16 protein-coding genes and 3 rRNA genes are annotated in these 24,587 nt (G+C 41.3%); 4 read left to right on the top strand and 15 right to left on the bottom strand.

All coding sequences use genetic code 11. From position 1 onward, the window contains the following. Positions 1 to 14: 14 nt before the first annotated feature. From ACLLO5_RS09050 to ACLLO5_RS09015, 8 genes are all read right to left on the bottom strand, one after another. Positions 15 to 194, bottom strand: a complete 180-nt coding sequence (locus tag ACLLO5_RS09050) for a replication restart DNA helicase PriA (protein WP_413175126.1) — start codon at positions 192 to 194, stop codon at positions 15 to 17. 587 nt (positions 195 to 781) lie between these two features. Then, positions 782 to 2,659, bottom strand: coding sequence for an excinuclease ABC subunit UvrC (uvrC, locus tag ACLLO5_RS09045; protein ID WP_413175125.1), 1,878 nt, complete (start codon positions 2,657 to 2,659; stop codon positions 782 to 784). Positions 2,660 to 2,807: 148 nt separating this feature from the next. Further along, positions 2,808 to 3,737, bottom strand: coding sequence for an NF038130 family PEP-CTERM protein (locus tag ACLLO5_RS09040; protein WP_413175124.1), 930 nt, complete (start codon positions 3,735 to 3,737; stop codon positions 2,808 to 2,810). Between the two features lie 285 nt (positions 3,738 to 4,022). Next, a complete protein-coding gene (locus ACLLO5_RS09035; RefSeq protein ID WP_413175123.1) occupies positions 4,023 to 5,225 on the bottom strand; it encodes an LL-diaminopimelate aminotransferase in 1,203 nt (400 codons plus the stop codon). A gap of 66 nt (positions 5,226 to 5,291) precedes the next feature. Next, positions 5,292 to 5,627: a thioredoxin family protein gene (locus tag ACLLO5_RS09030; RefSeq protein WP_413175122.1), complete on the bottom strand. Its 336-nt coding sequence runs from the start codon at positions 5,625 to 5,627 to the stop codon at positions 5,292 to 5,294. Positions 5,628 to 5,797: 170 nt separating this feature from the next. Next, positions 5,798 to 6,571, bottom strand: a complete 774-nt coding sequence (locus tag ACLLO5_RS09025) for a PspA/IM30 family protein (protein WP_413175121.1) — start codon at positions 6,569 to 6,571, stop codon at positions 5,798 to 5,800. A 194-nt stretch (positions 6,572 to 6,765) separates the two neighbouring features. Further along, positions 6,766 to 7,467: a PspA/IM30 family protein gene (locus tag ACLLO5_RS09020; RefSeq protein ID WP_413175120.1), complete on the bottom strand. Its 702-nt coding sequence runs from the start codon at positions 7,465 to 7,467 to the stop codon at positions 6,766 to 6,768. 14 nt (positions 7,468 to 7,481) lie between these two features. After that, positions 7,482 to 8,666, bottom strand: coding sequence for a hypothetical protein (locus ACLLO5_RS09015; RefSeq protein WP_413175119.1), 1,185 nt, complete (start codon positions 8,664 to 8,666; stop codon positions 7,482 to 7,484). A gap of 96 nt (positions 8,667 to 8,762) precedes the next feature. Here ACLLO5_RS09015 and ACLLO5_RS09010 point away from each other — a divergent pair, with 96 nt between their 5' ends. Beyond that, complete coding sequence (locus tag ACLLO5_RS09010; RefSeq protein WP_413175118.1) at positions 8,763 to 9,320, top strand: DUF721 domain-containing protein; 558 nt, start codon at positions 8,763 to 8,765, stop codon at positions 9,318 to 9,320. A 526-nt stretch (positions 9,321 to 9,846) separates the two neighbouring features. Next, positions 9,847 to 10,161, top strand: coding sequence for a hypothetical protein (locus ACLLO5_RS09005; protein ID WP_413175117.1), 315 nt, complete (start codon positions 9,847 to 9,849; stop codon positions 10,159 to 10,161). Positions 10,162 to 10,289: 128 nt separating this feature from the next. Here the strand turns inward: ACLLO5_RS09005 and menB are convergent, their stop codons facing one another. After that, positions 10,290 to 11,123, bottom strand: a complete 834-nt coding sequence (gene menB / locus ACLLO5_RS09000; protein WP_413175116.1) for a 1,4-dihydroxy-2-naphthoyl-CoA synthase — start codon at positions 11,121 to 11,123, stop codon at positions 10,290 to 10,292. A 157-nt stretch (positions 11,124 to 11,280) separates the two neighbouring features. Further along, positions 11,281 to 13,014: a 2-succinyl-5-enolpyruvyl-6-hydroxy-3-cyclohexene-1-carboxylic-acid synthase gene (gene menD, locus ACLLO5_RS08995; RefSeq protein ID WP_413175115.1), complete on the bottom strand. Its 1,734-nt coding sequence runs from the start codon at positions 13,012 to 13,014 to the stop codon at positions 11,281 to 11,283. Between the two features lie 115 nt (positions 13,015 to 13,129). Between menD and folB the strand changes: the two genes are divergently transcribed. Next, positions 13,130 to 13,504 carry a dihydroneopterin aldolase gene (gene folB, locus ACLLO5_RS08990; RefSeq protein ID WP_413175114.1) on the top strand — a complete coding sequence of 125 codons (375 nt, stop codon included), beginning with the start codon at positions 13,130 to 13,132 and terminating at the stop codon, positions 13,502 to 13,504. Between the two features lie 85 nt (positions 13,505 to 13,589). Here the strand turns inward: folB and rrf are convergent. The 3 genes from rrf to ACLLO5_RS08975 all read right to left on the bottom strand — a co-directional run bounded on the left by rrf (position 13,590) and on the right by ACLLO5_RS08975 (position 18,371). Next, a 5S ribosomal RNA gene (rrf, locus tag ACLLO5_RS08985) occupies positions 13,590 to 13,707 on the bottom strand. 55 nt (positions 13,708 to 13,762) lie between these two features. Then, positions 13,763 to 16,588 (bottom strand): 23S ribosomal RNA (locus ACLLO5_RS08980). A gap of 294 nt (positions 16,589 to 16,882) precedes the next feature. Beyond that, positions 16,883 to 18,371: ribosomal RNA gene (locus ACLLO5_RS08975) — 16S ribosomal RNA — on the bottom strand. The 16S, 23S and 5S rRNA genes sit together here, the layout of an rRNA operon. A 423-nt stretch (positions 18,372 to 18,794) precedes the next feature. Here ACLLO5_RS08975 and nadC point away from each other — a divergent pair. Beyond that, positions 18,795 to 19,667 carry a carboxylating nicotinate-nucleotide diphosphorylase gene (gene nadC, locus ACLLO5_RS08970; RefSeq protein ID WP_413175113.1) on the top strand — a complete coding sequence of 291 codons (873 nt, stop codon included), beginning with the start codon at positions 18,795 to 18,797 and terminating at the stop codon, positions 19,665 to 19,667. Between the two features lie 74 nt (positions 19,668 to 19,741). Here nadC and ACLLO5_RS08965 read toward each other — a convergent pair whose 3' ends face one another. Beyond that, positions 19,742 to 22,663 (bottom strand): substrate-binding domain-containing protein, encoded by a 2,922-nt coding sequence (locus ACLLO5_RS08965; RefSeq protein ID WP_413175112.1) that lies wholly within the window; start codon positions 22,661 to 22,663, stop codon positions 19,742 to 19,744. Positions 22,664 to 23,332: 669 nt separating this feature from the next. Then, a complete protein-coding gene (locus tag ACLLO5_RS08960; protein ID WP_413175111.1) occupies positions 23,333 to 24,556 on the bottom strand; it encodes a ribulose bisphosphate carboxylase small subunit in 1,224 nt (407 codons plus the stop codon). Between the last annotated feature and the right edge of the window lie 31 nt (positions 24,557 to 24,587).

Genomic DNA, 24,587 nt, shown 5'->3' with positions numbered 1-24,587 from the left:
CTGTTAGCTGTCTTCTACCTTCTTGCGTAAATTCCTGGTGCATACGCCTCAATCACTTTACCAGTGCGAGTGCAGGTAATCATCAGGTAATCACAAGTTGGACATTGGGTGCGTGTGACTTGACTCTCAGCAATATAGTGACGTTCGGCTGCACAGCCACAGTTTGGGCAGTGAATCTTTTGTAGTAATTGCATTTTAAAACCCCTGTATCTAACAATTTTTTGGAAAACTTTGTAAATAAAATCTAGCTAGTCAATATTTAAAATCAGTAGATTAGCTAGTGATTTTTAACTAAACTTAACACCCAAACATCCCACACAAATTTTTATCTCCTCTTTTAATATCGTAAATTTACTAGGTTTTATTATCATCCTTTAGATATATAAATTTACTTTACCTGTGAATTTCTCCTATGTTCATAATGATCCCTACCATTTAAGCTTTGAGTTCCGGCACTTTGACTGTTGAAGAAAAAGGTCGTTTTTGTATTCAACCGCTACCAGATTAGAAAAACTGTAGCCAAAGTCACAAAAAATATTTCTTTATATTTAGTTAATCTTTCTGTTTTGATTAAGATGTATTTCAAATCACAATCTTTATATCTCTAATAGTTCTATCTACTATATTCATTAAAGAAAATATGATTACATAGCCAAAAAAGAATTTAAGCAAAACTTCCGATATTAGATATTACAGCCATCAGTTAACTTTGCTAGTCTAGTTATTAGTAATGGGTAATGATAAATGGGTAATTATTAATTGCCCATTATTTCTTCTCATCTCAATCAGGATGAAAATAATTATAAATCTCCTGTGCTAACTTCATTCCTATTCCCTGAACTTCTGCTAATTGTTGCGATGTAGCTTGACGGATATAATCCACCGAGCGAAAATGGGCTAAAAGTAATTTTTGCCGATGTTGTCCTAAACCAGGAATTTCATCTAAACGCGATCGCGTTAATTTATCACTTCTTTGTTGACGATGAAAACTCACCGCAAATCTATGTGCTTCATCTCGCAGTCTCCGTAATAACTGTACTCCTGGTTGTTCTGCTTGAGTTTCTAAAGGTTGAGATTCTCCCGGTAAAAATATTTCCTCCCGCTTTTTTGCTAAACTTACAACTTGCAAATCAGCTAATAAATCTATTTCTGATAAAATTGTCACCACAGATGATAATTGACCTTTACCACCATCAATCATAATTAAATCAGGCCAATCAGAATTACCCACCCGTAACAATTTTGGATCTTCAATATATTTTCTAAACCGTCTGTGGATTACTTCAGCTAAACTAGCAAAATCATCAGAATGTCCGATAGTGATATCAGGATTTTTAATTTTGTAGTGACGGTAATATTGTTTAGCTGGTAAACCATCAATAAAAACTACTTGAGAAGCTACTGCATTACTACCTTGAATATGGGAAATATCATAACCTTCAATTCTGTGCGGTAACTCGGCTAAATCCAAAATAGCTGCTAAATCTTCGAGTGCTTGTTGGTTAGCATTGCCCAATTTTTGCATTCTTTGTAACTCGTATTGGGCATTACGTTCCACCATTTCTATTAATTCTGCCTTAGTTTGGCGTTGAGGCGCAATAATAGTTACTTTTTTTCCCTTGCGTTCCGTCAAAACATCCGCCAAAATATCCCCATCGGCTAACTCATGCTGAACTAAAATTTCAGTGGGAATTTCTACATTTTCCGCAGTTTGATAATGTTCTTCTAAAACTCGTTGTAAAATCGCTCCAGGTTCAGCATGAGAGTTAGCAATAAAAGCTAAACGTCCTACTAACTGACCTGCGCGAATTTGGAATAATTGAATATGGGCGTGTTGATCATCTGCTGCTAAAGCTATGGCATCTCGTGATATAGTATCATCAGGTAAGGATACCTTTTGCTGTGCAGTTAGAGATTTTAAACCAGAAATTTGATCGCGAATTTTAGCCGCAGTTTCAAAGTTTAATTCTTCAGATGCAGCTTGCATTTGTTCTGTTAAAATATCAATTAATTCCTGAGTTCTACCTTGAAATACCATTGCTATTTTTTGAATAATTTTATGGTATTCTTCTACCGAAATCAATTTTTGACAAACACCAGGACAGCGACCAATATCATAATTTAAACAAGGACGGTCTTTAAATAAAGGTTGTGGTCTTTGTCTGAGAGGAAAAATTCGTTTACATAGATGTAATATTTCTCTGAGCAAACTAGAATCTGTATATGGACCGTAATATTTATCTTTTGGTTTTCCTAGTTGACGCTTGCGAGTGATAAAAATGCGCGGATATTGTTCTGACCAAGTAATGCACAGATAAGGATATTTTTTATCATCTTTAAGTAAAACGTTAAAATATGGCTGGTGCTGTTTAATTAAATTGGCTTCTAGTGCTAATGCTTCTGTTTCAGTATCGGTAACTATAAATTCAATCTCCGTTACCAACTTAACCATCGTATTGATGCGTTCTGTCTTGTTGGTGGAGTCACGGAAATAGGAACGGACACGCGATCGCAATTTACGAGATTTTCCTATATAGATTATGCGATCGCTCCCATCCCGCATCAAATAAACCCCCGGTTCAGGGGGAATTTCTGAAAGACGGTTTTCCAATCTTTCGGGATTTTTAACTATTGGTAGTCTTGATGAAGATATTGTCACGGCTAAAGCTAGGTAATCTTACAAATGTACCCCAACTTTATTTTAAGAAATATTTCTGGGAAATTAACCGCCAATATCCATAACAAACAAAAAGGTTTAGCACTGCTAAACCCCTACTTTCTAGATTGATGATGTTGAAATGTGAATCTTAAGCCGATACTTTTTTCAACTTGCGTTGTGCAGCTACAATACCAGCAACACCAAATAAACCCAGCATTACAGAAGGTTCGGGTACTTTTGCTGGAGGTACACCATCAATGGTTACTTCATAATTACCAGTATGGGAGATCCCGTCATCGCTGGCAACTAACCCAGAATTTGTAGCTGCAAAACTGTATAGATAATCTGTAACGCCATTGTAGGTATACTTAACAACTTCACTGGCTTGGAAACCATCGGATACTAAATTTTTGAATATGGCAAATGGTGAACCTGTTTGAGAATAAGCAGTTTTTAAATTGAAGTGACCTGCTAAACCAATCTTGATTAAGCCGCTGTTGTCATCTTGGTTAACGTAAGAAATGTTAGGATCGCTAGAACGTTCTAAACCTTTAATGGATTTAAATGTATTAAATACGGCCGTGCGGACTGACGCGCTGGGGGTGTTACTTGGCAGACCAAATGCTATTTTAATTAAACCTTCTTTGCTAGACAATCCAGCAGCATTATAAAACTGGTCAAACCAAAACTCACCAAAGCTTTTTCCTGTGTTTTTGTAGGTGGTAGTCCAATCAGATAGGGTCAAACTACTCAAGGTAATATTTTTACCACCGATGTTTCCTGATAATGTGGTGTTTTTGCTAAAGTCAAAACCAGGTTGTTCGCTACTTACTCTTAATTCTACGTTACCAGTAGGGCTTGTAGCGTTCCCATTCAATACATTCTGCACATTGGTTGTAGTGTTAGGTAGAAGTACGGTTTGATTACCAGAAACACCATAGACGTAATAATCACTGGCTGCTGTACCACCGATAGTAACGCCAGAAATAGTTCCTGCTTGTGCTGGGTTAGCAGCTAAGATCCCTGCACTAACCACCATTGATGCACCGATCACAAAGTTCCCAAAAATCTTTTTCATTTTTTTAGAGTTGTATTTAATACTGTGTCTAAGTTCGAGCCGAGTACATCAAGAATATAATTAGCTTTTTTGTTTTTATAGGGGTTCGAGAAACTAGCACTTTTGTTCTCGATTCTCATAAGTAATCACACTGCTCTAGTTTAGGCTAATTTTGCAGTTTATTAGATGAAGTTACTGTATTTTTTTAATAAAACATCTTAATCATAATGCCTTTTTTCTAAGTAGAATTACTTGATTTTTAGAAAAACGGCATGATGTCTGGATTGTAAATATTGAAGGTGCAGTTTATACGTGGTTTATGAATTTAGCAATTCTCTCCACCGCCGTTTCTAAAACTTTTGGTTCTTGCACCAATGCAAAACGCACATAGCCTTCTCCAGCTTTACCAAAACCAGCACCAGGGGAAGCTGCTACACCAGTTTGTTTGACTAAATCGGTGCAAAATTCAATGGAATTATTACTCCAATGATTAGGTAATTTTGCCCAAATGTACATTGTCGCTTCTGGCGTGGGGACATTCCAACCAATGTGGTGTAAGGCATTGATGAAAGCGTCACGACGTTGACGAAAGGTATCAACGGCAGCTTTCACACTATCTTGATTACCTGTAAGTGCGGCGATCGCACCATTTAATATTCCCAAATATTGATTAAAATCAACGGCAGCTTTTACTTGTCTTAAAGCTTGAATTAATTCTGCATTACCGATCGCATAACCAATGCGGAAACCACCCATATTGTAAGACTTGGACAAAGTAAAAAATTCGATGGAAACACTTTTTTCTGGGTCAGCTTGCAGAATTGAAGGGGCTAAGGATTTGGGATTGAAAGTTTCTTCCTTGGTAAAGATCAAATCCACGTAAGGGAAATCATGGACTAAAACAATGTTGTGTTTTTGACAAAAAGCTACAGCTTCTTGGAAAAACGATAAAGGAGCGATCGCACTTGTAGGATTATGGGGATAGCTTAATACCATCATTTTTGACTGAGATAAAACTGAAGCGGGAATATCAGTCAACACTGGTAAAAAATTATTTTCTGCCTTTAATGGCATAGGATAAATTTGCCCACTGGCTAAATATACTCCTCCTGCATGGGAAGGATAACCAGGGTCTAATAACAAGGCAAAATCTCCAGGATTGAGGATTGCTAAAGGTAAATGGGCTGTTCCTTCTTGAGAACCAATCAGCGGTAAAACTTCTGTTTCTGGATCAACTTTGATACCAAATTTTTGCTCATACCATTGAGCAGCCGCATAGCGAAATTCTTGAGTTCCTCGGAACAACAAATAACCGTGAGTGCTAGGGTCATAAAGAGATTTTGCGATCGCTTCAATTACATGATTCTGTGCCGGCAAATCAGAAGACCCCAGAGACAAATCAATTAATTCCCGTCCAGCAGCTACAGCCACAGCCTTAGCCCTGTCCATATCAGCAAACACATTAGATTGTAGGGGTTGTAAACGCTTCGCAAATTGCATTTTAGTCATTGGTTATCGGTTATCGCTCTGACAGTCAGGGTTTAGAAATGCTAAACCCCTAGAACTGACCATCGACTAATTATGATCCAAATGCTGATCCAAAAGACTGAGAAATTTATCTTTACTAATAACTCCCTCAGTAGCTTCTAATATTTGTTCTCCTTTCATCAACCTGAGAGCGGGGACACCTTCCACCTGATACTGCTTCACAGTTAGGGGATTAGGGTCAATTTCCATTTTTACAATTTTCAGGCGATCGCTATATTTAGCAGCAGCCAAATTAATCATTGGCGACATCAATTGACAAGGACCACACCAGGAAGCCCAAAAGTAAACTAATACAGGCTGCTCGGCTTTTAAAACTTCAGTTTCAAAGTCAGCATCAGTGATAGTGATTACACCCTTACTCATTAAAGTCTCCATTAGGTGGCATCGTTCAAAGTTGACACACAAATTACTGTATCGTAAAAGGAGTCAGGAGTCAGGAGATAGAAGATTGATTTTTGTTCTCCAGTCCCCAAGGAAGCAAAATCCCACAACCAAGAGGCGTGGGATTGTTTAAAGTTTGTTCTCTGCAAAGGTTACATTTGATCTAATTGTCTCTTCAGTGCTTCTAAATCAGAATCTACCGGTTCAGCAGGTTTAGCAGTGGTGGTTGGTTGAGAAGGGGGTAATTGTCCTTGAGGAGCAGGTGCTGGTGGTAGCATACTTGCTTTCAAAGCTGCCAATTCATCATCTACATCACTACCAGATTCTAATTGAGCAAATTGGGTTTCTAAATCTGCACCTACTAATTCTGCGGTAGACTGAGCGCGGGCTTCTTGCAGTAATACCTTTTCTTCCATCCGCTCAAAAGCTGCCATAGCACTACTGCTATTCATACCAGCTACCATTGATCCCAATTGCTCTTGAGCTTTAGCGGCAGTAATCCGCGCTTTGAGCATTTCTTTCTTAGTTTTGGCTTCAGAAATTTTGCTCTCTAGCTGGATTAAATTCTTCTTGAGAGTGTCTACCTGAATAGTTTGCTGATCCAGGCTAGTTTTCAGGGCTGTAGAGGTGTCTGTAAAACTTTTCTTGCGCTCTAATGCTTGACGTGCTAGGTTTTCATCACCTTTTTGTAGAGCTAGTCTGGCATTGCGATCCCACTTATTGATTTCATTTTGGGCATCATTGTACTGTTTTTCCGTGCGTTTTTGGGCGGCGATCGCTTGGGCTACCCCCTGACGCAGCTGAACCAAGTCTTCCTGCATTTCCAAGATGGCTTGTTCCAGCATTTTTTCTGGATCTTCTGCTTTATTGATTAAATCGTTAACGTTAGCACCAACAACTCTTTTAAGACGATCAAATAATCCCATAACTGTGTTTTTCCTTTCTTGGTTTACGCGCTTGGTTAGACAGTGAGCTTTTTTATTGTTTAATAGCTACCTATTTCAATTTAATCTTTTCAGTCTGGAATGGTATACTCTCTCCATTCTGAATCATCAGACTATAATTCAGCTACAGTAACTAATTACATTTAACACTCTAGATTTTTGGACGTTGTGGGTACTTACTCTCCAGAGAGGCGATTTGGGAATGGAGTGTTATTTACCTGATCTAACATTTGGGTTTTCATCGCTGTTAGTTCAGCATCCACATCATTAATAGATTTCAATCCAGCAAATCTTGTTTCCAGATTATCACTACTAATTTGACCAATTGCTTCTGCTTGTGATTCTATCTGTAAAACTTTCTCTTCCATTCGTTCTAAAGCATTTAAACTAGAATTAACTGATACTCCACTCAGCATCTCTTGTAGTTTATAAGATGCTTGAGCAGAACGAGCGCGAGCAATATACATATCTTTTTTGGTTTTCACCTCAGCGGTTTTCAACTCCAAGTGACTCATATCCTGTTTTAGCTTCCCTATCACCTGTTTTTGTTGCTCTATTTGCTCAAATATGGCTGTGGCAGTTTGTTGGTAAGCTTGGCGTTTGGTGAGAGCCTCCCTTGCTAAAATTTCGCTCCCTTGTTGTAGAGCTAGTTGGGCGCGACGATACCACTCTTGGGCTTGGGATTGAGCAGCAAAGGCTTGGCGTTCAGTACGTTTTTGAGTAGCGATCGCACAAGCCACCCCCTGACGCAACTGCACCAAATTTGACTGCATCTCCAGAAAAGTTTGCTCCATAATTTTTTCTGGATCTTCAGCACCGTTCACCAAACTATTGAAGTTAGCACGAATCACCCGCACAATCCGCTTCATCACGTCCATTTTAGCTACTCCGTTTATTGCTGCTGTACAGTGGCTTTAATACCCTGTGCTTGTAACTGCTGCAATCTAAGTTTTACTTCCTCTTTAGTTTTCAGCGCACCAAGATAAATATACTTTTTGTTAGGAGATAAATAAGCATCAGGAACAACTCGCTTGGCTGCGGCTAAAGCACTATCACCTTGATTATCAGCTATCAAATAATAGAACCCATCAGCGGAGGGTTTAATTTCTGCATTAACAGCTGATAAAGTTTGTGTTGGCTTAGGTATTGGTGCAGTAGAGACTGAATCTACAGGAACTACTGGATTTTTTGGAGTTGAGACAGCTATAGGTTGAGGTATTTCTGTGGGAGTGGCTCTAACTTTAGGTTTTAAACCCACCACATCATTAGGATCTCTTACCTGTGGAAACTCACGCGCAGCCAAGTTAGGACGTTTGGGTATAGGAGTGATTTCTGGTTGGGCGATCGGTAGGACATTACTCTCAGTAATGGCAGTATTTTCTGTATTTGTTGACGAACCACCGTTAAATAATTTTCCCAAATTCAATTGCGGTAACGTTTTAGGATTGAACACTACATAACCTAAAGTCAGGCTGGCCAGTAATAACAGCAGCATAGAACCAATACCCACAGGTGAAATCAAACTATCACTAGAAGCACTCAACTTCTTTGGTTCTGCTGCTTCTTCTTTCAGACTCCGCAACAGTGCTTCACTAGATTCTAAATAATCATCTGGGTGTGCAGAAGCATTTTCAGTAGGAATGATAGTTTCATTTTCAGTAGCCTGAGCCTTAGTAGGGACTATACTGCTGATTGATTTTGGACTTGGATCAGCTGGAACTTTTATTTTGCCTGACTCTTGGATAGAAGACACCGGAGAATGACTGATTTGTGCCTGGTTGTCTGTCTTCAAAACTGGGCTTTCTGGAGAAATTGCGTTAGTCTTAATTTCTGGCAATGTGGGCTGAAATTTTCCCAATGTCTCAGTCATGCCATTTAACTGTTGGGGTTGATTAGGGGTGTAACTCTCTACACCAAATTGTTTTGTTTGCTTAAATCCCTTACGTGCGCGTCTGTATCGAGTTAACTCTTGATCTAGCTGCACCTCCAAACTTGCCAATGCTGTGGCTAGTTCTGGCTTTAAGCCAGACATTTTAGACGATTGAGTGCCGGAATCTATTATGGGATTTTGACTCATTGCCACAGTGCCTCCAACGTAATACTGCTGGATAAATTTTATTACTTTGTATTATAGTTTCCAGAACCTAGCTAAATTTTTGCTTTGGTGAAAAAGATGTCGTTGAAATCAGTTAATGATATTTTAGGCATTCTCGAAATAGAAGCCAAATGGCAAGAACAACCTTTTCAACGCTTGCTGAAATGTTGGGGAGAAATTGTTGGTGCTGCGGTGGCGGCACAAACTCGCCCTTTGTCAGTGCAGCGGGATATTTTGTGGGTAGCAACCTCTAGTGCTGCTTGGGCGCAAAACTTAACTTTTGGACGCAAAGCCATACTTTTCAAATTAAATCAAAAGCTACCTGCACCTTTGATAGATATTCGCTTTTCAACAGCTGAATGGAAGCGATCGCCATTACCAGGAAATCAGCCACAAATGCTGTCACCACAACAACATCCCAGTTACTTAGGTATCAATGATTTAGGTAAAATCATCTCTGACACTGAGATTCAAGCCACTGCTGAGAACGCCCAGACTATTTTTGCAGATTGGGCTAAGGCTATGCAAGAGCGATCGCACAACTTACCTATTTGTCCCCAGTGTCAATGTCCCACCCCACCAGGTGAACTACAACGCTGGAGTGTTTGTTCCCTGTGTGCCGCCAAACAGTCATAGCAGGGAATAGAAAATGGGTAATTGGGGGAATATTAGCTTACTTCTGCCTCCAGCCTCCTTACACCAGCACAGCTGAGGTTAATACTTTGCCATCCTCTCACAGAATTTTGGATTCACCCCAACCATCACAGAATAATTGCTCACCTACTTATCCCATAAATTTTTACCAATTCAGAAAACTATCTGCTACTATATCCATCCCTTCTCAATGAAGTAGATGACTTTACCTCATAAACAGTGATTTTAGGTGAACTAATGAGTTAGTTGCAAAAGTCGAGCAAATCTAAATCTAATCATTTAACCTTGATCCCCAATACGTTTTAGCCAAAAACAAGTATGTAACCACTTCCATAATCATTGACAAATATAACAACATTCTAAAGATATCCTAAAGTTTATTTTTGAATATAAATAGCTAGAACCCAGATAAAATAATACCTTTTTGGCTTTTACACCTATTTTGTCAGAGAAGGAAAATATATAGGTGTGATAAGTCAGCCCTCAACCGCACTGAAGATGAACCCAAATGAAACCAACTAACCATCTAACATCTGCTTGTCGATATTGCCGTCATTACCAACCAGAGGGTCGTCGCGGTGGAATGTGTCAACAGTTGGGCGCACCAGTACAAGCAGGTTGGAAAGCTTGCCCATTAGCCTTACCAGCCTTTGCACCTTCCTGGGAAACCTTGGAAGAAGCCTGGACTTTGCCAGTAGCAAAACCAGTCTTAGCCGTATCTCACACTCTAAAAACAGATTTAGACAATCTACCAGCAGTTTCTGTGGAAGAAATACCCACTCCCACTACACAAGAAGTTAATACCCAGGCAGTCCTGATTTAGCCTACCATTATTACATTAATCAATTTTTTCCAGTTCAATAAAATTTGACTTTAACATTTTTTGGTTTTACAAATTTTGAAATCTATCAAAATCGCACCACTGAATAAAGGTGCGATTTTAATTTAAATCTAAGGCAACCAAGGAAAATCTCGAAAATTTGGAGGACGTTTTTCCAAAAATGCTTGTTTTCCTTCCGCACCTTCTTCTGTCATGTAGTACAGGAGGGTGGCATTACCAGCAAGCTCTTGCAAACCAGCTTGTCCGTCACAGTCTGCATTAAAAGCAGCCTTGAGACAACGAATAGCAATGGGGCTTTTTTCTAACACCTCTTGCGCCCATTTTATACCTTCCCTTTCTAAGTCTTCCACTGGCACAATACAATTCACTAAACCCATTTCTAAAGCTTGTTGGGCGTTATATTGACGACAAAGAAACCAGATTTCCCGTGCTTTTTTTTGTCCCACTATCCGTGCTAGATAACTAGCACCAAAACCACCATCAAAACTACCAACTTTCGGGCCTGTTTGTCCAAAAATAGCATTATCAGCAGCTATGGTTAAATCACAAATTAAATGGAGAACATGACCCCCACCAATAGCATAGCCAGCTACCAAAGCAATTACTACTTTCGGCATAGAACGAATTAGACGTTGCAAATCCAACACATTTAAACGGGGGATACCAGCATCATCCACATAACCCGCTTGTCCGCGCACACTTTGATCACCCCCTGAACAAAAGGCATATTTACCATCTGTGTGGGGACCTGCACCAGTAAATAAAACTACACCAATACTTGTATCTTCGCGTGCATCACAGAAGGCTTCATACAGTTCAAATACAGTTTTGGGACGAAAAGCATTACGTTTATGGGGACGGTTGATGGTGACTTTAGCAATACCATCGGTTTTTTCATAGAGAATATCTTCATAGGTTTTCACCGTTTTCCAGGTAGTTTCCATAAAAGTAGAGTGCTTGAAAAGTGCTTGAAAATTTTATCGCAGACTTGGTGTAATGCGTTAGCGTACTGTAGGTATCACTTAGATTCTGAGTAGGATGATTATCAAGATGTATATTAATTAAATAATTAATTTTCCTCAAATCTAAAAAATACCATAATTAAATCGCCAGATATTCTGCCAATTTCTTCAAATTTTCCATTCTCCATTTAGCATCACTTTTTCTATTTGTCTTTATTTCCAAAACCCTTATACCTTGCTTTGGTAGCACCCTCAGCCTTGCTGTTAAATTTTCCCAAGAACTAATTAACTCATACTGCACATTATAAGTAGCACATAATTTAGCAAAATCAACATCTTGTGGTGTAGCAAAAAATTCTTCAAATGGCGGATCAAATTTGGCAATAGGTAACATTTCAAAAATTCCACCACCATTATTATTAATTAAAACAATAGTCAAATGTCCAATAAATTTATTTCTAATTAAAAACCCATTAGTATCATGTAATAAAGCTAAATCTCCTGTTAACATTAAACTACTTTGCTGATAATGTGCTATTCCTAAAGCCGTAGAAAGTGTACCATCAATACCATTTGCACCACGATTAAAATAAGGTTTAATTTCTAAATTATTCGGTTTCCAGAAAAATTCTACATCCCGCACAGGCATACTATTAGAAATAAAAACTGGTGTTCTTTGTGGTAAATTTTGAGAAATTAACCAAGCTGCTTTACATTCAATTAATTCATCTATAATTTCAAAATTAGCATCAATTTTTGTTCTTACTTGATTTTCTATCTCACACCATTGTTGTAAATATTCGTTTTCGCTCCTTTTTTCCATTGCCCTATTTTCCATTCTCCCTATTTCTTCTATAGATACCCTTAAATGTGTAGTTTTACCATGTAAAGGATCTAAATTTTTAATACTTTTATCAATTAGCCAACAATAAGGTTTAGTAACAATTAACCAATTACGTAATTCTTTACTTGTGGGCATTTCTCCAATTAGAATTACCATTTCTGGCATTAATTGTTGAGCAATTTGTTGATTACGTAAAATAATGTCATAGCTAGAAATTAAATAGGGGTTAATATCAGTATAATTTCTAACAGGGGACAGTCCTTCAGCTAAAACAGGCCAATTAAGAGTTAGAGCAAGGTATGCGATCGCTCTACAATATTCTTCAGGTTGCTTGGGTTGTGCTACACCAGCAATAATAATCCCCCGTTTACATAATTCCCATTCTTTGGGTAATGGGTAATTGGCAAAATGTGATTGGATAGGAATTATTCCATCAAAAAACTCTTCACAATCTAATTTAAAATCAGTACCATCAGGAAGGGGTGCAAGAGGGTCACGGAAAGGAATATTTAAATGCACTGCTCCCCCATGAGGAAATTGGCAACGTTCCCAAGCATGAATTACCATTTGTCTGAGATAACTTAACATTGCCATATCTGCCGAAGGTATAGCTAACTCAGTTTGCCAATTGGGATAATTACCGTATAATTTCACTTGGTCAATAGTTTGGCCGGAATGGCATTCTCGCAATTCTGCTGGCCTATCAGTAGTTAATATTAATAAAGATACACAACTTTCTTTAGCTTCTATCACCGCAGGATAAAAGTTCGCTCCTGCTGTTCCTGAAGTACAAACCAATACCACAGGTTTTCCTGTCGCTTTCGCTCTTCCCAAAGCGAAAAAACTCGCAGAACGTTCATCTAAAATAGGAATAACTTCAATATCTGGTATTTGCCTTGCAAAAGCGACTGTTAGAGGTGTAGAACGAGACCCAGGACAGATAATAGCACAACTTAAACCCAAGCGTTTTAGGGTTTCCGTCAACACATAAGACCAAAGCTGATTAATATTATTAAACGTAAGTTGCATTTATAGTAAATTGGTGATAAATGATGGGTAATGGGTGATTAGTAAAATTATTGTTTCTCACCTATCTAACCTGACTTATAGTATAAATATTCAAGCTGAAAGTATATACAAACTTATGGATTCGATTCTTTTAACGGGAATTCGCTGCTATGGTTATATTGGGTTTTTACCAGAAGAACAGGTGCTGGGTCAATGGTTTGAAATAGATGTAAAGTTATGGTTAGACCTTTCTCGTCCAGGTAAGACAGACCACATTAAAGATACGATAGATTATCGGCAAACTATTAGATTGATTCAAAATCTAGTCAAAACTTCAAAATTTGCATTGCTGGAAAGATTAGCTGGAGCTATAGCTGATGCTATTCTGGAAGATAGCCTTGCTATTACACAAGTACAAGTTATCGTCAGCAAACCCACAGCACCCATTCCCGATTTTAATGGCAAAATTAGTATCGAAATGACAAGAACTAAGTCTAATGTCTGCACTTAATTTTAAACTTTATTATTTATATATAATAATACAAAAAACAAAGCCCCCTTCATGTTGTTGTAGGAGGCATTTGTAGAAGTAATAGACCTGGCATAGAGCTATTTTGGCGTGGGGCTACCCCCAGACTATCGTCGCCGCAGCAGCGTTTCACCTCTGAGTTCGGGAAGGGATCAGTGTGGTTCCACCGCGCAATCAACACCAGGAAAAATTGTTGGGTAACAAAACCCTGAAGACTGCAAGTAACGCGAAAAAAGAAAAGAGGTCAAGCCCTCGGTCTATTAGCACGGCTCGGCTGCATACATTACTGCACTTCCACCTACCGCCTAAGAACGGGTGTTCTGCCCGTGACCTTACCTACTTATGTAGTGAGAGCACTCATCTTGAGGTGGGCTTCCCACTTAGATGCTTTCAGCGGTTATCCGCTCCGCACTTGGCTACCCAGCGTTTACCGTTGGTACGATAACTGGTACACCAGCGGTGCGTCCTTCCCGGTCCTCTCGTACTAAGGAAGGCTCCTCTCAATGCTCTTACGCCTGCACCGGATATGGACCGAACTGTCTCACGACGTTCTGAACCCAGCTCACGTACCGCTTTAATGGGCGAACAGCCCAACCCTTGGGACGTACTTCCGCCCCAGGTTGCGATGAGCCGACATCGAGGTGCCAAACCTCCCCGTCGATGTGGACTCTTGGGGGAGATCAGCCTGTTATCCCTAGAGTAACTTTTATCCGTTGAGCGACGGCCATTCCACTCTGCGCCGTCGGATCACTAAGGCCTACTTTCGTACCTGCTCGACTTGTCGGTCTTGCAGTCAAGCTCCCTTTATGCCTTTACACTCGCCGCACGGTTTCCAAGCGTGCTGAGGGAACCTTTGCGCGCCTCCGTTACTTTTTAGGAGGCGACCGCCCCAGTCAAACTGCCCACCTGAAACTGTCCTCTCTCCGGCTGACGGAGATGAGTTAGAATTCTAGCTTCGCCAGAGTGGTATCTCACCGTTAGCTCCATATTCCCCACAAGGAATACTTCATCGCTTCCCACCTATCCTGCGCAAGCGAAGCCCGAACACAATTCCAGGCTACAGTAAAGCTTCATAGGGTCTTTCTGTCCAGGTGCAGGCAGTCCGTATCTTCACAGACATTCCTATTTCGCCGAGTCTCTCTCTGAGACACCATCCAGATCGTTACGCCTTTCGTGCGGGTCGGAACTTACCCGACAAGGAATTTCGCTACCTTAGGACCGTTATAGTTACGGCCGCCGTTCACCGGGGCTTCGGTCGCCAGCTTCACTTACGCTGACCGACTTCCTTAACCTTCCGGCACTGGGCAGGCGTCAGCCCCCATACGTCCTCTTACGAGTTTGCGGAGACCTGTGTTTTTGGTAAACAGTCGCCTGGATCTCTTCACTGCGACCCACGTCTAAGGTGGGCACCCCTTCTTCCGAAGTTACGGGGCCATTTTGCCGAGTTCCTTAGAGAGAGTTATCTCGCGCCCCTTGGTATACTCAACCTCCCTACCTGTGTCGGTTTCGGGTACGGGTACTATGCTTTCATCGCATAACTAGCTTTTCTTGGCACTATCCTTCACCACTCGACCGTCGTAACGGTCTCCCAAACCAATCAGGGTATGGCTATCTTTCATGCGTCCCTAGTCATGCTCCCACATAATAGTCAGGGATTATTGACCCTGTGTCCATCGACTACGCCGTTCGGCCTCGCCTTAGGACCCGACTAACCCAGAGTGGACGAACCTGGCTCTGGAACCCTTAGGGTTTCGGGGTGTATGATTCTCACATACATTTGCGCTACTCAAGCCGACATTCTCACTTCCGTTTCGTCCACAGCTGCTTGCCGCTACTGCTTCTCCCTACCACGGAACGCTCCCCTACCACTTAGATTAATCTAAGTCCACAGCTTCGGTACATCACTTAGCCCCGTTCATTTTCGGCGCAAGATCGCTTGACTAGTGAGCTATTACGCACTCTTTCAAGGGTGGCTGCTTCTAGGCAAACCTCCTAGTTGTCTGTGCAATCTCACCTCCTTTATCACTTAGTGATGATTTGGGGACCTTAGCTGGTGGTCTGGGCTGTTTCCCTCTTGACAATGAAGCTTATCCCCCACTGTCTCACTGGCAATGTGTTCTCTGGGTATTCTGAGTTTGCCTCGATTTGGTACCGGTCTCCCAGCCCGCACCGAAACAGTGCTTTACCCCCCAGATTTAATCATTACCGCTGCGCCTAAACACATTTCGGGGAGAACCAGCTAGCTCCTGGTTCGATTGGCATTTCACCCCTAACCACAGTTCATCCGCCGATTTTTCAACATCGGTCGGTTCGGACCTCCACTTGGTGTTACCCAAGCTTCATCCTGACCATGGTTAGATCACCAGGGTTCGGGTCTATAAACACTGATTATCGCCCTCTTCAGACTCGGTTTCCCTTTGGCTCCAGCATTCTCGCTTTAACCTACCAGTGCCTATAAGTCGCCGGCTCATTCTTCAACAGGCACGCGGTCATCCGTTTAATCGGACTCCCACTGCTTGTAAGCTAATGGTTTCATGTTCTATTTCACTCCCCTTCCGGGGTTCTTTTCACCTTTCCCTCGCGGTACTTGTTCACTATCGGTCACACAGTAGTATTTAGCCTTACGAGGTGGTCCTCGCTGATTCACATGGGATTCCTCGTGCCCCATGCTACTCGGGATTCAGCTCCTATCCTTTAACTTTCGACTACAGGACTTTCACCCCCTCTGGTGCAGTATTTAGCTGCTTCGTCTAGTCTCTAGATTCGTTATTGCTGTCCCACTACCCCAATCAGTAAACCAATTGGTTTAGGCTCTTCCCCTTTCGCTCACCACTACTTAGGGAATCTCTAGTTTGATTTCTCTTCCTCCAGCTACTAAGATGTTTCAATTCGCTGGGTTGGCTCATACCTGTCTATATATTCAACAGGCTGTACTTGGGGTTGCCCCATTCGGACATCTCCGGCTCATAGTTTGCTTCCAACTCCCCGGAGCATTTCGTCGGTAACCACGTCCTTCTTCGCCTCTGTGTGCCTAGGTATCCACCATTAGCCCTTATTAGCTTGACCACTTTTCTTTGGTTCGACTTGCTTTCACTTTCATCCTCTCGAATGTCTGTGTCTGCCTGCTTTTTTTCGCGTTACTATGCAGTTTTCAAGGTTCTGACTGGACTCTAATCCAGCAGTCTGTACTCTCTCTGACTACAGTTGCTGAATTTTTCCACTTTTTTATTCTTAGGTTATGAACCAAACCAAGATAATACTTTGAAAGTTTTCAACCAATTCTCGACCGACCTAGGATAGACCAATTCAGAATCTAATGACAGAATGTGTTCGATTTCTAAATGGATTAGGTCTCCCTAAAAAGGAGGTGATCCAGCCACACCTTCCGGTACGGCTACCTTGTTACGACTTCACCCCAGTCACCAGTCCTACCTTAGGCATCCCCCTCCTTTCGGTTGGGGTAATGACTTCGGGCGTGACCAACTTCCATGGTGTGACGGGCGGTGTGTACAAGGCCCGGGAACGAATTCACTGCAGTATGCTGACCTGCAATTACTAGCGATTCCTCCTTCACGAAGGCGAGTTGCAGCCTTCGATCTGAACTGAGCTACGGTTTATGAGATTTGCTTGCTATCGCTAGCTTGCTGCCCTTTGTCCGTAGCATTGTAGTACGTGTGTAGCCCAAAACGTAAGGGGCATGCTGACTTGACGTCATCCTCACCTTCCTCCGGTTTGTCACCGGCAGTCTCTCTAGAGTGCCCAACTTAATGCTGGCAACTAAAAACGAGGGTTGCGCTCGTTGCGGGACTTAACCCAACATCTCACGACACGAGCTGACGACAGCCATGCACCACCTGTGTTCGCGCTCCCGAAGGCACTTTCAGCTTTCACCGAAATTCGCGACATGTCAAGTCTTGGTAAGGTTCTTCGCGTTGCATCGAATTAAACCACATACTCCACCGCTTGTGCGGGCCCCCGTCAATTCCTTTGAGTTTCACACTTGCGTGCGTACTCCCCAGGCGGGATACTTAACGCGTTAGCTCCGGCACGGCTCGGGTCGATACAAGCCACGCCTAGTATCCATCGTTTACGGCTAGGACTACTGGGGTATCTAATCCCATTCGCTCCCCTAGCTTTCGTCCCTCAGTGTCAGTTGCGGCCTAGCAGAACGCTTTCGCCACCGGTGTTCTTCCTGATATCTACGCATTTCACCGCTACACCAGGAATTCCTTCTGCCCCGAACGCACTCTAGTTCTGTAGTTTCCACCGCTTTTACAAGGTTGAGCCTTGCTCTTTAACAGCAGACTTACAGTACCACCTGCGGACCCTTTACGCCCAATCATTCCGGATAACGCTTGCATCCTCCGTATTACCGCGGCTGCTGGCACGGAGTTAGCCGATGCTTATTCCTCAGGTACCGTCATTTTTTTCTTCCCTGAGAAAAGAGGTTTACGACCCAAGAGCCTTCCTCCCTCACGCGGTATTGCTCCGTCAGGCTTTCGCCCATTGCGGAAAATTCCCCACTGCTGCCTCCCGTAGGAGTCTGGGCCGTGTCTCAGTCCCAGTGTGGCTGATCATCCTCTCAGACCAGCTACTGATCGTCGCCTTGGTAGGCTCTTACCCCACCAACTAGCTAATCAGACGCGAGCTTATCTTCAGGCAGCAAGCCTTTCACCTTCCGGCATATCCGGTATTAGCCACCGTTTCCAGTGGTTGTCCCCGACCTGAAGCCAAATTCTCACGCGTTACTCACCCGTCCGCCACTAAATCCCTAAAGATTCCGTTCGACTTGCATGTGTTAAGCATACCGCCAGCGTTCATCCTGAGCCAGGATCAAACTCTCCGTTTTGTTAAGTTTGTAGCTCTTTTGACCACTTTTTACAACCACGGTCAGGTTATTTTCTTTACTGACGCAACTTCTTGTTGTATACTGGCTTTCAAACTATAATATTTTCAAGGTTCGGTAGTCCCTCCGAGTCCCGCTCTCTCGCGGCTCTCTCTTTGGCACTTATTCAATATAGCGAACCTCCTTTTACTTGTCAACTACTTTTTCCATTTTTTTTGGAATTTTTTTTAATGTGTCTTTAAATCCTGATATAGCGAGGGTTTTGGACGCTAAAATTATTCGATAGGGATGATACTGATTTCTGACTCTGGATTTTCTGTGAGCTATTCCTGGAAAAGAGAAGCGATCGCAGGACATGAAACAATTATTGATAGGGTTGAGTAGATATAGAAGAATTTGAACTCAATTCCAGAGGGAAGAAATCAGATGAAAGGTTCAGTGGCTGTACTACCACCGTTTTTGGTGCTGGATCAATTGTTGCAAGGTTGGTTGGTGGAGGATATTGGTAGAGGCGATCGCACTACCCAATCTCTTTTATGCCAAAATGCAACCATAGGAAAAGCTCAGTGGATAGCAAAGGCACCGGGGATAATTGCTGGTTTACCGATTGCGGCTAGGGTGTTTCAGTTGTTGAATGATCAAGTCAGCTTTGTTGATGTTTCCTCTGAAGGTGCAAAGTGTGAACCGGGACAGGTGGTAGCAAAAATTAATGGTTCACTGGATGCGCTGTTGATGGGGGAAAGGGTGGCGTTAAATTTGGTGATGCGACTGAGTGGCATTGCAACGCTAACTAATAAATATGTGGAGAAAATAGCAGATTTACCTGCAATGTTTGTAGATACACGCAAAACGACACCAGGGTTGAGAATTTTGGAAAAGTACGCTACTGCTGTCGGTGGTGGGATTAATCACCGGATGGGTTTAGATGATGCGGTGATGATTAAGGATAATCATATTGTAGCGGCTGGGGGTATTGGGGAAGCGATCGCACGAATTCGTTCCCGAATTCCCTATCCTTTGACCATTGAGGTGGAAACGGAAAGTTTGGAACAGGTGCGCTCGGCATTGGAGTATCAAGCTGATATTATTATGTTGGATAATATGACTGTGGAGATGATGACTGAGGCCGTGCGGTTGATTCGTCAGATCGATAGCCGGGTGAAAATTGAAGCTTCGGGGAATGTCAGTTTGGAGACTATTCGTAGTGTGGCAGAAACTGGAGTTGATTATATTTCTAGTAGTGCGCCGATTACTCAGTCTAGGTGGTTGGATTTGAGTATGAGAATGATCCCAAATTAAGTTTTGTACAACTAAAATCTAGAATCTCAAAATTAGTGGGAGTGATTAGCGGTAAAAATAATCACTCCTGAATTTTAATTTTCTGGATTTTCTTGGGAAAATTTCTTGAGGAGGGTAATGGTCTGTTCTCCACTAGCAGCGGTTGCTGTCATCAGATATTGAAGTAAATTATTGGAGAAGGGAACACGGAAATCGAAGGTTCCATCAGCTTGAATTTTAATTTCATGACCATCAATAGTGACTTTTGCGCCTGGTTCGGTAGATCCATGAATAACTAGTTCTGTATCTGTGACAAACCAGAAATCTCCACTAGGACGATTGAAGATCCGAATAGTACCGGAGCGAGCTATACCTAACCAACGATTATTATCTGTTGCATAGCCAATTTCAGTTATGTAGTCACGATTGCTGGTGGGAATAGCTATATAGCGATCGCAAGTTGCTTCCTCACATTCATACTGCTGAACTAGTTGGGGTGTTTGATAACTCAGATCAATGTCAGTAGCATCATAAAGTCTCACTGCTAAAAGACGACCTCCTTTTTTTCGCAGTGCTTGTTTGTGAGTTTCTGAAACATACCAAGAAACATAAGCCCACTTTGGTGTGCGGGGTGTGAAGACTATACTGCTGTCTGTGTCTATATCCAGCAAACTAGCAAATTCTGTGATGTTAGTTTGTGGTTGTAACTGTGATGAAACTTCTGTCTTTGCATCTGCATAGTCAATAGTATCTTCTGACAACATTGATGAAATAGACAAGTCTGAAGAGAATTCTTCTGGTGTCAGATCCGTTTTGAGTTCAGCTTCGTCTGCTAAGTTGTTGAATAGCTCTCCTAACTCATCTGATAGTTCAGGTAGTGAATTTGTTGTTTCATCTTTGCTCAGTTCTATATCTAAATCTAATGTTTCTGGAGATAAGCCCAATAATTCTGATAGGGATGTAATAGGCTCTTTTGTGGATACAGAACGTGATTGTAGTGGAATATCACTGGACTCAGTATCAAGGGAAGTTGCTGCGATACCGAGTAATTCTGAGAGAGAAGTGCTAGAGTTAGCATCAGTTGAAGTTGCTGGAAAACCTATTACTTCTGAGAGTGGAACGGTAATATCCTGATCAGATGGTGCTGCTGAGTGATTTAGTAATTCTGATAATGGAGCGGTAATATCCTGATCAGATGGTGCTGCTGAGTGATTTAGTAATTCTGATAATGGAGCGGTAATATCCTGATCAGATAATGCTGCTAAGTGATCTAGTAATTCTGATAATGGAGTAGTAGCATCTTGATGAGATGGCGCTGCTGGGTTATCTAGTAATTCTGATAGTGGAGTAGTTGTATCTTGATGAGATGTTGCTGCTGGGTTATCTAGTAATTCTGATAGTGAAGTGGTTAATTCATCAGTTAGTAGTTCTACATCAAATGTTATTCCTGAAATATTGGGTACTGATGGGTAAGGTGTATTAACAACAGCTACTGGTGCTTCCGTATCCCATACTACTTCACCACAATCAAGAGCTATTGTTTCAGTAGAAATGTCAAGATTACTATTTTTATGATCTACTCTGGTATTTGTTCCTGTGACAGTTGCTGTTGCTAAATTACCTGTTAAGTTATCTTCTTGAGTCAGGTTAAGATATTCTTCATCGGATAGCGTGGAAGTCGTGGTTTTATTTAAGTGCGATGTTCCGTTAGTGCGACTGCCATTTTCAACACGGGCAAGAATGCTGTAATCCTCTGGTGTGATTGATATTGTTTCTGTGGTAGATGCGCTGGAAATTAATGTTTCCAAGTTATCTGTTTTTTCATCTGCCGATCGCAATTTTTTCTTGAACCACCAAGTCAAAAACCCACCTAAACCAAAAATTGGCAACAGGGATAAAACCATGAAGAGGATGAAGTTCTTATCCTCAAGCGGATTATTTTCCAGAGGATTTACAAACTGTTGTTGGTTACTAGAACCAATGTTATTGGGTGCAGTTTCTGGTTGTGTAGTGGTGTTTACAGTTGGATTTTCAGATGGCGCAACAGTTGGTAGGGGTTGAGCTTTTGATGTAGAACTTGTGGGAGTTTCTGGAGTAAAACTTTGTAAAGAACTGGCTGCGATCGCAGAGGCTTCAGCTTCTCTAGCCGCTTCTATTGCCTTTTCTCCTACAGATGCAAGGGTAAAACCCAAAAAACTAGCTATTCCTGGGTTGGGATTTGGCTTGTAAACGTAAACGAAAGGCTGAGAAAAAGGATATTGAGAATTATCTGGTGAAAGCCCCTTAATTTTCAGAACTCGCACATCTGGTAGCTTTGATACTTGATTGGCTATGACATAGCTAATGCCATCTGTACCTAATTGTTGGATAATTTGGGCAGTTTTATCTTCGGCTATTTGAGTCGCATTTGCGCCTGTCGAAAATTCAGCGGCTTGAAAAACTGAATAATCACGAAGGGCGTTACGAGTATCGCTGGTTGCAGGTCGATCAATGAGGCGAATTTTACCAGCTTGACCTCCTAGTTCTGACCAATCCTTAATTTCGCCTCGAAAAATTTTAGCAAATTGTTCAGGAGTCAAACTTCCTTGAAAGGGATTGTTTGCACCAACGATGATGGCTATTTTTTCTCGGTGCAGAAGGACTTGTTCTAAACCTTGAGTTTTTTCTGCTGGAGTTAGGTTTCGTGCGATCGCCGCTATATCAATTTTGCCTTCTAGTAAAGCCTTGAGTGCAGCATCAGCACCATTCACCCCCACTTCTATCTGTGTACCGGAAAATTGCTTCTCAAATGTATCTTTCAAGCTTTGGTTAATCATCACCAAACTCGTAGAACCATCAATCCGCACTTTAGTTCCATTCTCCACCGTTTGCGGCAGTGGGAAAGTAGTAACATCAGATTTTGATTCTGCCTGTGCAGGTGCTAACACAAATAAGTTGGCTACCAGTGGAGTGGTAGCTAAGGCCAGCGATAATGCCAGATTAACGATTACACTATCTTTTTTTTCTTGTTGCCACATATGCCCCTTATCAAGGTAAAAGAAACAGTAAAGCGGGCTATTACTCAAGATGTTATTTTTATAGAGGAGACGGGCTAATTATACATCTTTGTTATCTTTATCCCCAGTAACCGAAGTTATTTAGAAGAATTTATACCATGATGTATTGGCTTTAATGTGACAGCAATATTTATTACTGTTGATTTTTGTAAAAATTCCCCATCACCACTCAAACCCAGAATGGAAAACATTCTCATGGAATCTAATGCTCCATTGCACTGATAAATATTCTGTATAGATGTTCTAGAATAGTTTTTCCCCATTGTGCGAATTATTTCCAATCATCTCTGGGCTTAGAATATGATAATCTATACGTGAGATACTAGCATTCATTTAATCAAAATTGTTGAAGGCAAAATAGTATTACCTGTACCAGTGACAGAAGACAGAAGGGAAAAAAGCCAGCTTTTTCAGCTTTTTAACCTTTTTTGACTAGATAGTTATTTTTGTAGCAGCACAATAGCCATATATCTTTGATAGCTCTTAAAGATAAAAATGACAATTAGCCTGAGTTTCACTCAGCAACTCCACCCAGGCATTCAAGCGTATTGATGCTATTTTCACATTTAAGCCCATGCAAAAGCATAACCTGCTAGGTTCTTGTAGAATACAGGCAGAGTGTAAAATACTTTACGGACGTTGAATAATAGTTTCCACCACCCGTTTTTTCACTTCTGGGTCAATCCCTACCAAGCGCACATATTCACCGCTATATTCAGCCAAACAAGATTCTAAAGCAGAAATAGCATCCGATTCAGCATCAGCATGAATAGTGCCGCAACTTTGCCAAGAACCAGTGCGGAAACGACGTTCATCTATATGTTCAATCCCAATTTTGTAACCTTGAGATAGAATTTTGCGAACTTGAGCTTGGATATCTAAAGTTAAATGGGTATTTGATAATTCTTCTTTTTTAACAGAAACTTGAGTAACGGGTGTTTCCGCAACAGATGCAGGTTGATAACTTTTACCGCGATTTAAACGATTATATTCATCAACCAACTGGGAAGTTTCCACCCGTTTTTGTTCACCTACCATGAATTTACCAGAATCAATTAAATGGGATAGGCTGAAATTAGGCTTTTTAAAAGCTGGTGGTCCTTCTGCACTATTAACCACCCGCGAGGATACATTTTCAAAACCGATTTGATGAATAAAGGCACGGATTTGTTCATCATAGATTCGGGAACGTAACGCACTAAAGAAGTCAATAGACTGATGAGCAAAAGTATCAACTAACTGCTCAATTTCTCGCTGTGAAAGTCCATCTTCTGCAAAAATTCCCCCCACAATTCCCACCTTATCATCACGGTTAGGTTCCCAGTAAAATTTTTCCATGCGTCCATCCCGAATCAATGGTGCGTAAAGAGTAGAAAAATCATTACCTGTGACTATAATTGGTACACGACGGATCGGGTTAGAATCATAACTTCCTGGTAACTGCACATCTGTAGGATTATCAGCAATATTCATCAGTGTGGCATTTACCAACTGAGTATTTACAGTATATTGAGTACCTTCATCAAAGCGTCCTGCACCTGCATCTAAATCATTAATCATCAGTACGCACATTTTTCCGCGTACCTTGATTAATTCTGCTGTTTCCCGATAACGTAACCGAATCAACCGTGCTGGATCTCCTGCATCTGGACTTTCTAACTCTCCCCCAGAGATCAGAGTTGTTTCAATACCCATTTTTTCAAAGACTAATTCGCATTGAAAAGATTTGCCTTCCCCTTTGCGGCCATGAATGCCTAAAATTAAGGGAACTCGAATACCAGGAATGTTTAAGAAGTTTTTGGTGATATGAACAGCAAGTTTATCGAGAAAGCTGGGAGCGATATAATAACTCATACAATTATCCCTCATTATAATTTCTTTAGAT

The sequence above is a fragment of the Anabaena azotica SJ-1 genome (genome assembly GCF_047275885.1).
Lineage (GTDB): Bacteria > Cyanobacteriota > Cyanobacteriia > Cyanobacteriales > Nostocaceae > Trichormus_B > Trichormus_B azotica_A.
This window is presented reverse-complemented; position numbering and strand designations above follow the sequence as displayed.